Source organism: Salmonella enterica subsp. arizonae (assembly GCF_008692845.1).
GTDB classification, from domain to species: domain Bacteria; phylum Pseudomonadota; class Gammaproteobacteria; order Enterobacterales; family Enterobacteriaceae; genus Salmonella; species Salmonella arizonae.
On the sequence record NZ_VXJW01000007.1, the window covers coordinates 1 to 14621 of the forward strand.

Annotated in this window: 7 protein-coding genes and 1 pseudogene; 4 read left to right on the plus strand and 4 right to left on the minus strand. The window is 40.2% G+C overall.

The genetic code is table 11. The annotated features are described in order from the left end of the window. Both F4V61_RS14080 and F4V61_RS14085 read left to right on the plus strand, forming a co-directional pair. On the plus strand, window positions 1-7494 hold a 7494-nt coding region (locus F4V61_RS14080; RefSeq protein WP_211359254.1), incomplete at its 5' end, for an Ig-like domain-containing protein. Between the two features lie 44 nt (window positions 7495-7538). Next, window positions 7539-9605: an ATP-binding cassette domain-containing protein gene (locus F4V61_RS14085; RefSeq protein WP_000379943.1), complete on the plus strand. Its 2067-nt coding sequence runs from the start codon at window positions 7539-7541 to the stop codon at window positions 9603-9605. 248 nt (window positions 9606-9853) lie between these two features. Here the strand turns inward: F4V61_RS14085 and F4V61_RS14090 are convergent, their stop codons facing one another. From F4V61_RS14090 to F4V61_RS14100, 3 genes are all read right to left on the minus strand, one after another. Continuing rightward, window positions 9854-10744 (minus strand): helix-turn-helix transcriptional regulator, encoded by an 891-nt coding sequence (locus tag F4V61_RS14090; protein ID WP_080161083.1) that lies wholly within the window; start codon window positions 10742-10744, stop codon window positions 9854-9856. A 750-nt stretch (window positions 10745-11494) separates the two neighbouring features. Continuing rightward, the gene (locus F4V61_RS14095; RefSeq protein WP_079827944.1) at window positions 11495-12163 is read right to left on the minus strand and encodes a hypothetical protein; all 669 of its coding nucleotides are present in this window, start codon (window positions 12161-12163) and stop codon (window positions 11495-11497) included. A gap of 617 nt (window positions 12164-12780) precedes the next feature. Further along, window positions 12781-13062, minus strand: a complete 282-nt coding sequence (locus F4V61_RS14100; RefSeq protein ID WP_000201428.1) for a YjcB family protein — start codon at window positions 13060-13062, stop codon at window positions 12781-12783. 406 nt (window positions 13063-13468) lie between these two features. Here F4V61_RS14100 and F4V61_RS22430 point away from each other — a divergent pair. Next, window positions 13469-13564: pseudogene (locus tag F4V61_RS22430) on the plus strand (hypothetical protein); the annotation flags it as partial. On the opposite strand, the gene soxS reads toward F4V61_RS22430, so the two are convergent. Further along, window positions 13552-13875 (minus strand): superoxide response transcriptional regulator SoxS, encoded by a 324-nt coding sequence (gene soxS, locus F4V61_RS14105; RefSeq protein ID WP_000019482.1) that lies wholly within the window; start codon window positions 13873-13875, stop codon window positions 13552-13554. The pseudogene F4V61_RS22430 and the gene soxS sit on opposite strands and share 13 nt — an antisense overlap. An 86-nt stretch (window positions 13876-13961) precedes the next feature. Between soxS and soxR the strand changes: the two genes are divergently transcribed. After that, entirely contained in the window at window positions 13962-14420 is a 459-nt protein-coding gene (gene soxR / locus F4V61_RS14110) for a redox-sensitive transcriptional activator SoxR (RefSeq protein WP_038397181.1), read from the plus strand. Window positions 14421-14621: the final 201 nt, after the last annotated feature.

Below are 14621 nucleotides of genomic sequence, written 5' to 3' on the forward strand. Positions count from 1 at the left end.
GGTAAGACGTGGATGGATGCGACGAAGGCATCGGCAGGCGTCTGGAGTTATACCTGGTCGTCCGATGTGACCGAAGGCGCGCACGTGCTGACGGTGGAGGCGACCGATATTGCGGGCAATACGGCGACGCGGACGCTGGATTTCACCATTGACACCACGCTGTCAACGCCAACCATTGAATTAGCGCCAGATCAGGATACCGGGCAAAGTAAGAATGATAATCTGACCAGTTTAACTCAGCCGGTTTTTGTTTTGGGCCATATCGATAATGATGTCCAAAGAGTTGAATTACAGATTGAGCATAACGGTACATTTAAAAACATTATTTTAACCGAATCGGCTGATGGATGGCGTTATCGACCTGACGCGGCATTAAACGATGGTAGTTATAAATTGACCGTGACGGTAACTGATACGGCGGGTAACAAAACGACATCCGCTCCTTTAACGGTAACGATAGATAGTACGTTGAGTACCCCGGTAATTGCGTTGGCTAATGGCGAAGACAGCGGCGTGGTTGGCGATCAGCTTACTAACCACGATCATCCGGTATTTGACTTGAGTCATATTGATTCTGATGCCTTGCACGTTATGGTCAGGGTTACTCATAACGGTAGCTCTCATGAGGAAGCGGCGGTATTTAACAATGGTAAATGGCGTTTCAGTCCTTCTGTGAGTTGGGCGGATGGCTTATATCAATTAGCTGTTGTTGTAGAAGATCGGGCGGGGAATGTAAAAGAATCTGCGCCATTAGATGTCCGTATTGATACTACGACCACTATCAACAATATCGTGTTGCTTAATGACACTGGCGTTCTCGGTGATCAATTAACGAATAACGCTAAACCATCATTCAGAGTTGAGGTTCCTGCGGATGTTGCCCAGATGCGCGCTACTCTTGATGGCGGCACAACCTGGATTCCGATACGGCGAAATGCGGATGGACAGTGGATTTTTGCAAGCACAAATAATCTGACTGATGGGCAACATACGCTTCGTATCGAGGCTACAGATACAGCAGGTAACGTTGCGAGCAAAGATTTAGTCTTTAATATCGATACTCACTTACAGATTCCGACAATTGCTTTGGGGGCCGGACAGGATACTGGAGCGAATACTTCCGACCATATTACGAATATTTCACGGCCCACTTTTGTTATTGGCAATGTTGATGCCGATGTTATTAAGGTAATGGTAACTATTGGTACCAATACTTATAACGCTACTAAAGTGGGGGGGGCATGGGAGTTCAGACCGGATAATGCGATTCCTGATGGTTCTTATAATGTGAGCGTTACTATTGAGGATAAAGCAGGGAATATAGCGACATCTCAACCGTTATCTATAATGGTAGATACGAGAGCCGAAATTAATAGCGTAACGCTATTAACAGATAGCGGTGATAGCTCTTCAGATAATATAACCAACGTAAACAAGCCGCAGTTTGAAATTGTGGCTGCTAATGATACTGTACAGGTACGCGTTAAAATCGATAATACGGGTAATTGGATTGATTTAACGCAGAGTGTTGAAGGACACTGGGAATTTAATGTAGGAACTGCATTACCTGACGGTCAACATTCACTATTAGTGGAAGTTGTCGATGTTGCCGGTAACGTTGCACAACAAACGCTTAATTTTACGGTTGATACCACGCTGCGTGAGCCAAATATTGTGCTTGACCCTACGCAGGATACTGGCGATGACAGTAATGACAATATTACTAATATTAATAAGCCGACATTTATTATTGGCAATGTGGATAATGATGTGTCACATATCGTTATTCATCTTGATGGTCGGGATTATATCATCGAAAATAATGGTGCTAAATTAACATTTACACCAGATAAGCCGCTGACAGATGGTCATCATACGCTTACTGTTACAGTGACAGATATTGCGGGTAATACAAAAACATCATCTGAACTGCAGGTTGAAATAGATACCCAGGTACAAATTGACAGGGTTTCATTAACAACCGATAGTGGTGTTAATGATAGCGATAGAATCACTAATGTTGCTCGTCCATCGTTTAATATTGTAACACCTGATGATGTGACCAAAGTATTGGTTTCTTTCGACGGTGTTATCTGGAGCCCGGCAAGTAAGAATGCAGCCGGACAGTGGGACTTTACGGCGGGTAGCGCTCTATTAGAAGGTCATTATGTACTCCATGTGCAGGCAACGGATCGGGCAGGAAATACGGCTAATTCCAGTCTTGCATTTACGGTGGATACACATGTTGATGGCCTTAACATTACCATGCTGGATGATACAGGGAATGACGCGGCAGACCGTATAACCAATATTACATCGCCGCGTTTTGAAATCTCAGCCAGAGAATCGCTACAGGTTGTAACGGTGACGTTAAATGGGAACGTCACCACTCTCAACAAAGGGATGGGTAATAAGTGGATATACACTCCCGAAATACCATTACTTGATGGACATTATAAACTAGAGGTCACTGCTGAAGATATTGCTGGCAATACTATTAACCAGGAGATATCGTTCACTATAGATACGACTGTACCTGTGCCTGATGTTGATTTGTTGGATGCCGATGACTCCGGTGAAAGCGCTGTAGATAATATTACCAATGTCACTAAACCACGTTTCATTATTAGTGATATTCCTACCGATATTGACACTGTTACGATAAAAATTAACGGTGTCTCTTATCCTATTACTCTGGATGGCAGTAACACCGGGACATTCCAGGTTCCTGTGGCGCTAAAAGATGGTGTCTACGAAGCGGTTGTCGTCTTCAGAGATCTTGCAGGTAATATATCCGAGACGAAACTACCATTTACCATTGATACGGCAACAAGTGTTAGTGTTCGAATGGATCCCACATCAGATACGGGAAGTTCTAATAGTGATAATCTCACTAACAGAAAAAGTCCTAAATTCGGCGGTACTGCGGAACCGGATGCAAAACTTGTTATTACCATTATCGATGATACATCAGGTCATGAGGTGTTGAAAAAACTGGTCACGGTTGGTGTTGATGGTAACTGGAGTATGACGCCAGATGCCCTGGCAGATGGTACCTACACAATTAAAGTTGTCTCAACAGACGTTGCAGGAAATACAGCGGAGGCGCAAGATAGATTTACTATCGATACGGTAACGCCCGATCCAACAATTCAGCTTACGGATTCATCAATTGATGATATGCATGAAGCTACCAGCCTGCGACCTGAGTTCAAGGGGATCGCTGAAGCATTCTCAACGATTATGATCCAGTGGGATGGCAAAGTTATCGGCTCAGCCAATGCGAATTCGAATGGCGAATGGAGTTGGACTCCCCCATCAATATTAACACCAGGTTCTTATGTCATTAGTATCGTTGCCAAAGATAAAGCGGGTAATGAATCGTCACAAGTTGACTTTCCAGTCGTAATACCTGTTATTGATGTAACCCCTCCTACGATTAAGCTAAGTGATGATAGTGATAGCGGGGCATTGGGGGACTTTATTACTAACGATAAAACGCCGACTCTTATTGGGAGCACATTACCCAATACTATTGTCAGCATTTATATCGACGGTAAGAAAGTTGGCGAGGCAACATCGGATACCGCAGGTCGATATGCCTTCCAGATGCAGGAACAGCCTGACGGGACGTACGTTGTGGAAGTTGGTATATTAAATCCACGCGTCAATGAAGAAATTCGCTCAGCAGCCGTTAGCCTCGTTATTGATACTCAGGTCGCTGACCTTGAATGGCATATATCTGGGATACATGAAGACAAATATATTAATACTGTAACGCCGGAGATTAGTGGCATAAGCGAACCAAACAGTAAAATTACGGTTTTTGTTAATGGGGTTGAAAAGGCTGCTGCTTATACTACTGCAGGCGGGCATTGGGGCGTTATATTACCTACTTTAGGGAATGATGGTAATTACGTATTAACGTTCAAAGTTGAAGACATTGCAGGAAATGTTAAAGAATTTGGTCCTCAGGAAATAACATTGGATACGGTAATTGAACCGTTAACAGTGACACTGCGAGAAGTTGATGATTCGGGTAAACTGGGAGACTGGATCACCAATAAATCACATGTAAATATAGATGGTACTGCGGAGGCAGGAAGTACCTTAACTATTAAAACTCAGGGAGGAGTCGTTGTTACTACTTTTGAAGTAGGAAGTGATGGACATTGGAGTGCAGAGTTAGATCTGAGTAACGGTAATAATATCTTTGTTGTTGAGTCAGTAGATAAAGCGGGCAATAGTCAACAAAAAGAACTTTTAGTAGAATATGACACGCAGATCGAAATCAGTGCTATTTCTTTAAGCCGAGATAGTAATAGTGGTGATAAATATGATCTCATTACCAACGATAAATCGCCAGAGCTAGTCGCAATGACCGAACCTGGAGCAACAGTACAGGTTTATATTAATGATGTATTGCAAGCTACGGTAGAAGCTAATTCTGCAGGTAATGTTAGTTATACCATGCCAGCGAATAGCGCCGATGGTAACTATCATGTGCAATTTGTTGCTACCGATATAGCCGGCAACCGAACTGAATCTGCTGTTGCGACAGTGACGATCGATTCTGAAATTGCTGTGTTTACTATTGATGAAGGTTCATTACCGACTATATCAAATAGTCGGGCATTATCAGTCGCTGGGCAAGGTGAGGCAGGCGCTCAGGTAAGCATCTTTGTCGATAATAAGCTGGTCAATGTGGTCATGGTTGAGGCTGATGGTTCCTGGCGTGCTCCGATATTGCTGCAAGATGATGGTACGTTTAAGATTCATTTCAGCATTACTGACATTGCTGGAAACACCCAGGCGAGCAAAAATTTCAGTGTCGATGTCGATTCATCAACCGAATTTCCAACAATAACCCTTGAAGATTCGAGTAACTCAGGTCTGGTTGACGATCTGATTACTAATCATAATACGCCATCCTTTGTTGGTACTGCGGAAGCGGGTGCTACAATCCATTTTTATGTTGATGAAAAAATTGTGGCAAATATCCTCGTTCAAGATGATGGAAGATGGTCATATCAATTTGATAATTCTCTGAAAGATGGTGAATACTCCATTCGTGTTGTTGCGGAAGATACCGCTGGTAACAGGGCGGAATCACCTCGCTTAATCGTTACGATAGATACCAGTACATACATTGAACCTCCTACGCTGACAGCGGGATCTGATAATGGTATGTATATTAACGACGGCGTAACAAGTCAAACCAGACCTCAGTTTAGTATCAACGGTGAGTTTAACCAGAGTGTCCAAATTTACATTGATGGCAAGCTAGTCGATACGGTCACTGTGACAGACAAAAACCAGGTTTATCAACCTGTGGCTCCATTGGGTGACGGTTCTCATAATATTTATTATGTCATTACCGATAAGGCAGGTAACACTGCAACATCTAAAACACTAGATTTTTCAATAGATACATCGAATAAAACCCCTGTGGTGATAGAGTCCATTGATGGTCATACACTAGCGGAGATGACCGGCAGCGATGGTAAAATATATATAACAGATACTACTCATAATATAATTTTTCGCGGAAGTGCGGAGCCTGATAGTTTAATGGATTTAACTATCAATGGGCTAAACGTAGGCCAAGTTTTGGTTAGTAAGACAGGAGAATGGCAGATGCCAGTCAACCCTGTTTATCTCTCTCAAGGTCTTCTGGAGATAAAAATAAAATCTACGGACCGTGGAGGTAATGTAAACGAGAAAAGTTTCTCTATCTGGGTGGACACGATGATTGAGGACTTTACCAGTGAACTTGATGACAATAAATCATCGTCGCAAAATGACTGGTGGAGTAATAATACCCTTATCACTATGAGAGGTCTGGGAGAGGCTGGCGCGACGGTATCACTAGTGCTGGCAGGTGTCACATTGGCAACGACAGTCGTTGCGGCTAATGGTAAGTGGGAACTGTCGACCGATCGGCTTCCGGAAGGGAAATACGATATCACTTTGAGTATTGAGGACAACGCCGGAAACAGGAGAGAAGAGATCCGTGAAATATTCATCGATCGCGTTGCACCGGCAGTCCCTGCTATAACATATTCGGACATTGTCGATGATCTCGTCATTATGAAAGGGACGGGCGAAGCAAAATCAAAATTAACGATAACTGACAGCGAGGGAAATATATATATATTAACCGTTCCTGATAACGGGAACTGGAGTATGGCTATTCCTTATCCATCAGAAGGGATATTTACTATATCAAGTACAGATCGAATTGGTAACACCAGTGATGTTGTCTCTGTCGATTTAATAAGAGAGATACCGACTATTTCGTTAGCGGTAGATTCGAATAGTGGTTCTAAAAATGACAATATTACGCAAGATAAACAACCTACCTTTATTATCGGAAATTTAGAAAGCGATATCGTTAACGTTCAAATAGATATTAACGGGATAGCATATAATGCTGAAAAAAGAGCGGATGGCGTCTGGTTCTTTACGCCAGATATAGCTTTAGCTGATGGTACCTATACGATATCGGTAACTGCGAATGACGCGGCGGGTAATCAGAAAAACTCGTTACCGATTACTATCACGATCGACAGTACGCTGAAGGTGCCGGAGATTGCGCTGGCGGCAGGTGAGGATACCGGCGCGCCAGACAGCGATAACGTGACGAATCACACCCAGCCGAAGTTTACCCTGCAGCATATTGACGCGGATGTGACCGGAGTGACCGTCAGCGTGGCGCATAACGGAACCACCGACACCTATCCGGTCACGAAGGGGGATGATGGCTGGAGCTTCAGTCCGTCAGCAGCCTGGAGTGATGGTAACTACACGCTGAGTGTGACGGTGGTGGACGGTGCGGGGAACACGCAGCAGTCATCATCGCTGACGGTGACGGTTGATTCTACTATAACAGCGACAGCGCCTGTTGAGGCAGGCGATGTTAGTGAGTTCGCCATGGCAACCGATGTAGCTCAACCGGAATCTGAAATGGTCAGCATTGAAAGTGAAAAAAATCATAGCCCAGCTATGTTTTCAATGATGTCTGCGGTTGGAGAAGTGGCTGCGCAGGAGGATGCCTATAACATCGTATTATTAAATACCGAGTCTGGTGATGTAACTGAACGTTCTATTAGTCAGACACCATCTTTTGCAATATCAGTACCTGATAATATTGTGAATGTTAGTGTTATGTTCGAAGGAGAAGAGATTGATTTGCCGATTAATAATCAGAAGGCAATATTTGAGGTGCCAGTACCTTTGAATGATGGTGAGTATACTATAGATGTGAAATTCATCGATAAAGATGCTGATTATCTGATTAAGGAAAAAACATTCTCAGTTGATCATTCTTCGGCAGATATAGTTAATTCCATGGGTGAAAGAAGCAACACCGAGGATGAAGTTAACGTCTCAGCCCCAGAAAGTGCTGTAACACACCATAATAATGGTGCTGTTGAGATATTCACTATTAGTGAAGTAAGTCTCCCTGTAGATAATCAAGAAGAACACGCATAACATAATGAGGCCCCTCACCGTCAGGTGAGGGGAATGATCTATTTATGGATACAAAGCTAGAACCATATTATTTAAGTGCAGAAAATGCATTGTCTATAGTTTCAAAAAAATTCAATATAAAAATAGACATTAAAGAGGAAGATATAAATATTCGATTTAAAAAATATGATAGAAATAATACCGATGACTCAATACAAATGAAGAATTTTTTCTTGTCATTAGGACTTTCTTTACAGGATATATTATTTAGTAGTGGCGAAGATCTATTAAATGAACCTATGCCCATTTTACTACTGACCCCTGAAATGAAATGGATGGTATGTATCAGCGGTGGGCAAAAAATTAAATTAGTAAATGCCCGAGGGGAACTGTGTTATGTAGAGATACCTGATGAGTATCTAAAAAAACTATCTGCATTTAGTATACTTCCCTTAAATAAAGTTGTTGATAGTATAAGAGTGAATAATATTATTAAAAACTCTTTATCAATGAACAAGGTTTTTTATACAAAATACTTTTTTTCATCTTTGTTTATGGCAATTTTTGCGCTGACAATTCCAGTTTTTAGTAATTTGTTTTATGACAAGCTTATTCCAAGTGCTTCTGTTTCGTCTTTATTTGGTGTCGCTATTATTGTAGCTGTATTTATCGTTTTTGAGTTTATTCTACGTACGTCAAAAGATATTTACCAATCTATAACGGCCAGACAAGATGACGTCGATATTGATATCTCGTTTCTCGAGGCGGTGCTTTATGGTAAAAAGAAAAACGGTAAATCAATGTCATCAGCATTTGTTCTGTGGAATGAGTTTCAGAAGGTTAAACCTATTTTATTGAATTCTGTTTTTCAACGTATAGCCGATATCCCAATTTTTTTGATATTTATCGCTGTTATTTATGTGAATTTAGGATGGGTAGTGGTTGTTCCCATTATTGTTTTTATAATCTCTATTATTTTGTCCATTGTTAACCATCATTATACCAATGAGTTGATGAATAAACAAAAAGAAGGCCAAAAGAACAGAAATGTTTTCATATCGGAAGTGTTTTTATCAATTAAAATGATCCATACATTAAACAATCAGGGCTTACTATTTGATTGGGTTAATACATCAAACGAACAGTCATATCTTAATCTTAAGATAAGAAAGCTAAATCTTATCTATCAATCAATATTAGGAAGTATGTCATCTATTACTCAAATAACAATAATGATAATAGCTTTTTTTATGGTAATTAAAGGTGATATTACCACTGGTGCAATTGTATCTTCAGTTATCGTTTCTGGACGTATCTCGGGGATCACCTCCAACTTTTCATCTACATTAATCTCTATATTGTCAGCAGAAAAAACGGGTAAGGACTTGCTTTCTTTCTTTGATGAAGATCAGGAAGAAAAGACACCAGCGTTACAGTCAATTTCAAAGTGTGAGGGTGAGATTTCTATTCGTGGTGTTAGCTACCAATATGATGCGCAATCTTCAGTTATTATTAACCGTTTATCTATAGACATTCCTTCCGGACAACGAGTTGCAATTATAGGTGATTGTGGCGCAGGGAAAAGTTCATTATTGGGGCTGTTATCTGGCTACCTTTCACCTACAGATGGTGCCATTTTGTACGATGGGTATAATCTAGGGCACCTCTCCCAGAATTTTTTCTCACAACATTTAAGTGTCGTTACAACCCATGATGTTTTGTTTACTGGGACTGTTGAAAGTAATTTTGCATTAAAACCACAAAATGACAGGGGACGGGTATTGAAAGCTCTTCATATAACGAATTGTGGTTTCATTTTACAGCATCCTATGGGGTTAAAGTTTCCTGTAAACTTTATGGCTAAAAACCTTTCGTCTGGCCAGCAACAGCAATTATTATTAGCTCGTAGTTTAAGTAGTGATGCTAGTGTGTTTTTGTGGGATGAGCCAACATCAAATTTGGATGAGAACACAGAAAAACAAATTTTTGATAACCTGGATGAGTTTATTCAAGGGAACACACTCATTATGATTACTCACCGTCGTTATCTTATAAAATACTTTGATAGAGTATTGGTGATGAAAGGGGGAAAAGTGATTCGGGATTGCACTCCTGAAAAATTAATGGGTTAAATACAATATTCCATTTTTAGCGATAGAAAAATTATTTTTATAAAACAGGCCATATCAATTCTATTGATCTGGCCTGTTTTGAATAATTCTATTGCTATTACCCAATTGTAACGAGTCGAGATAATGATCCAAGTTAGCCAGCGATAAATAAAAAAGCTAGCATGGTGTAACGTTCCAAAAATATCTTTGATATATCAGGCTCGATGAAATATCAGTGCATGATTAAGCCTATAGATATAGCCACTTGTTCAAGGATAATTTTCAGTACTACCTTCTGTCGGGTTACCATCATTCTTCCTTACCTCCGAAGGAAAAATCTTGAAGTGCTTTTTAAATACACTGGTAAAGTAAGAAGATGATGTATAGCCAAGGGAAATAGCTATAGAATTTATTGGACGGTTAGTACGTCTTAACTGCCGTAATGCTTCAATCATTTTTATTTTTGTTATGTAAGAACTAACAGAACCGGTATCCTTATACATTTTTTTCTTAAAAGTAGATACACTCATGTTCATTTGCATTGCCAGGTCTTTACTTTGCCAATTTTTGCTATAATCGCTCATTATTAAGCTGGCTACTTTCTCCGAAGTTGTTAAGGAAGAGTAAGATAAAATCATATCTTCTAATGCCGCATTTTTTTGCTTGATTAAAGATAATATTAGCATGTACTTTGCTTCATCGACATGATCATATAATATTTCTCCGGTTGCTGTGACTGGGAAACTTTCAATTAATGCATTAATTAATGTGTAATCCTCAGTTTGCTCATGTGAAAAGTTGATTATGATATAATCATTGGATGCCCAAGCCCTTGGTTCATTTTGATCTTTATAAATATAGTGTCGATTATACTCTATTATTGCTTGCTGAGGTATTTTTAACGACACAATATCATTACGTACGAGTCCATTTTCCATTTTCCCCCAATTCAACAATACAGAGAAAGGAACAGACTTTTTTATAAAAATCGCCTGCCCTTTATTGATTTTTAATATGTCACCACTGAAAGATATATAAAAAGGTCTATCCTTAGTGTATAAAAAAAAACAAAAAGGTAACGATATTTCAAGGTTTGTCATCTTATCGTCAAAAATACCTGTTGAAACTTGTTTTACAAAATGCTCATTTTGTTTAGACATCTTATTCTCTTCTTACATTCATTTAGAGGAGTGTCAATAATAAATATGTTGGATAATATAGAAATAATGAAGAATTATATAAATTATAAATCTCAATGCTTTTTTTGTGATGGTGTGTGTTTTTTGATAAGCGTGCTAACTATATTATTTGGTTATTTGCTTAGTTTAATATTGACACAATCTTATTTTATAGATTAGATTATTTTAAAATTTTACACATTAAAATAACGAATTGCATTTTACACCGCTTATTTTTAACGTGAAAAGAGAGAGAAGGACATAAAAATATAAAATATAGACATCTAAAAAAGCTGCGAAAAAGATTATCTCGGGATGCTATTTAATACCACTAGTGGCACCAGTGACTATATTTTGAAGTGAGTAAATATAACCTGCCAGCTATGGCATGTCTTTCATTGTAAGTCCATGAAATTTATAATTATATTATTTACATGCAGGTGTGTATAGTGTGGAGGTATAATTGTATAAGTAAGACATAATTACCGTTCGGCCTAATATCTTAGGTTGTCAGATATCCTTTGAAATATGAAAAATAACTGGAGTGTGTAAACCAGATAACATACGGAAAATTTAGTGGGCAATAAGCAGCATAATCACCATCATTTTTTCTTAATGGGGAATAAGACTCATTTACACCAACCCCACAAGTAAATATATTTTTATAAACTAATATAAATATTATTATTTTTATTGCGTGGTGAATTTATATTTCACTGACAGCGATATATTTTAAAAAATAAAATTATGACGTTGAATTACGTTACCAATTCCTGCTGTAAATAATGAAAATTGCGCTGTTCCAGAAAAGCCAAGACGTTCAAGGGCAAGATAACGTTGGCTATATTGAGTTTTACTGTCGATATATTCCCCTTCAAGAAGATTATATATTGCACGGGCTTGCCCTGCCGTTAACTTGCGGTCTGGAGTATTTTTTCTCCGGTTAATTCTTGGGAGGGAGCCTTTTTTCCATGTTTCTGCTGCTACGAGTAAAGCATTATGTAGTTGGGCCAGTGTTTCTCCCCCCTCAATTATTGGGCAGATACTCTGGCGTAACATGATTTCTTTCAAATCAGTTGGAATAATAGCCAACATCTGATATTTCCCTTTACGTTTTAAAATATGAAGATATTCCAGATGTCTCCACCAACCTAGTAGCGGAACGGTACTCAAAGTGACTATAAGTAAATCGCCAGCATCCAACTTAACCCCTTTTCCTTGACATACCTGAAAGCCATCGTGTTGTAATAATGCTATAATGCCGATTACTTCCGCTTCACAGGGGCCAACAACCACTATTTTATTGGATCTTGTGTATCCAGAAGAATTCGTGGTCATACCTATCGTGGAAATATGACTGCTGGTAGCGGAATGGATATTTTTATTCACCTTGTCTTTCATTGTAAGTCTGTTACCTTTATTACGCCAGCGCTATCAGCCCAGCTCCATCTTTAATCGATTTAATATTATGGACTTACTATTTTTTATCCTCTTTAACATGTCCACATGCCTTATTAATTAAAAAATAGTAGTCAATTAATTTTGAAAACATTTGCATATACAGAACAACTAATACTTTAAAATTCTATAATTATTATCCGGGATCTTCTCAGAATTCGTTAGGAAGCAATATGTTAGGGGATCAAAACCGCGATGTTAAAAATAACGGTTTAGATTATTCCTGTAATACTATCAAAAACTGTGCATGAACAGCCTGTTTCAGGCTCACCATAAAAATATATGGTGTTATAATATAGGACAACTGCTGTGAACTAAAAGTAAAAAAATGGTGGGTGGCACAATAATATATAATATATGTCTATTATTGATGTTTTATGGTGTTCCTTATCATTATTATTACGTTACAGTCAAAGCGAAACATAAGATTTTGATATAAATAAAGCGTGAAGTTAGGATAAGTCGCTTTCGATGATGCCCTCCAGGGAGCACACCATCGTTTAGCAAAGGGAGGCGTTGAAAATCCGCTTTGGGCGACTTTACCGGGCAGCGATAGTGCTTCAGGTTAGCACCATCGGCCATTCTGGCGGGGTATGACTCATCGTTTCGACCATAACGGCTTCAATGTTATGCCAGATTGCGGCGAGATCCATCATAGTGATACCGAGTAAACCTGTGGCAAACCAGCAGGCGGATACTACGCCCAGACCGCTACTGATCACCGCCAGACCAATATAATCTGATTTACGGAAACGAATATTGAGTGTGCTGGCTAAAAACATGAGCACTGCGCTCAACAGTTGCCAACGAAGAAGAACGACACCAGTGGTTATGGTAGCCATGAAACATTTCCTCTGAATAGGCTTTTGTCCAGGACAGCGCGGCGTTGCTCCCAAGAAGCGTGGGACATTCTGGCTCTCAACGGACGTCACATCAATATCGAATGAAACACTGTTTCTGTTTCATTGATTTTGTGAACTATATCACATAAGAATGATTGTTCACCAGATCAACAACGTATTTTTTGTGCGTTTTATAACCATACCTTTTATGTACTTTCTGAACGTCCGAAGAGAAACCGTCAGAAAGTAAAGATGTATTATTACAACTTTTTATTTTTGCCGTGAAATTTAGACCGGATAGAAATATCAAGTTATTTATCAAAAGAAATGGATAAAAATTTATAGCCCGCCGTTTACCTGGGCATAATTCTGATATTATCAAAACAATATTTGGCTTCCAGCCTGCTATGCGAAAGTGTTGCCGCCGCATGAATTCATCGTCTGGCTACAACAAACGCCCGCGCCTCTGACGATACGCGGGCAGATGCCCTACAGGCGGTGACGGTAATCGCTGGGGGTACGATCGAACTCGCGGCGGAATACACGCGAGAAGGTTTGTTGCGATACGTAGCCCAGGTCCATCGCGATATCAAAAATCGGACGCTCGGTCGTCCGTAGTTCAACGGCCGCCAGCAGGAGACGGCGCTGGCGAATATACTCGCCTAAGGTTTGATGCGTTATCGTTCGGAACATCCGCTGCAAATACCACTTAGAATAACCCGATTTTTTTGCCACTACATCAATGTTTAGCGGTTGGTCGATATGTTCATCAATCCATTCAATAAGGGTCTGAATTATCTGCTGATGCGACATATTGCTGCCTCTTAAACCGTATTCGATTCGTCGTTTTATCTGTGGGCGAGTATAATTCCTCAAGTTAACTTGAGGTAAAGCGATTTATGGAAAAAAAATCCCCCCGTTTAAAAGCCTTACTTACGCCGGGTGACGTCGCAAAACGTAGCGGCGTTGCCGTGTCCGCCCTGCACTTTTATGAAAGCAAAGGGTTAATTACCAGTATCCGTAATCGCGGCAACCAGCGACGATACAAGCGTGATGTGTTGCGTTATGTCGCGATTATCAAGATCGCCCAGCGTATCGGCATTCCGCTGGCAACTATCGGTGAAGCGTTCGGTATATTGCCGGAAGGGCATACATTGAGTGCAAAAGAGTGGAGGCAGCTCTCTTCGCAGTGGCGGGAAGAGTTAGATCGGCGTATCCATACGTTGGTAGCGTTGCGTGATGAGCTGGATGGTTGTATCGGCTGCGGTTGTTTATCTCGTAGCGACTGTCCGCTGCGAAATCCGGGCGACAGGCTTGGCGAACAAGGTACGGGCGCCCGGCTGCTTGAAGATGATTAACCCAGATGGCGCAGAACATAACAGGCCATCAGATAATCCCCCTAAAACTAAAGCGTCGCTAAGGGCGCTTTAGTTTGTTTCCGGTCTTTATCTTTCGCTCTATCCCGCTGATTTACAGTAGGGTTTCACCCAACGTCCACACTCCTCATATTGAGCACATGGTGGAGGCTCCGGTTTGTGTTGATACTGTAGTGTAAGCGA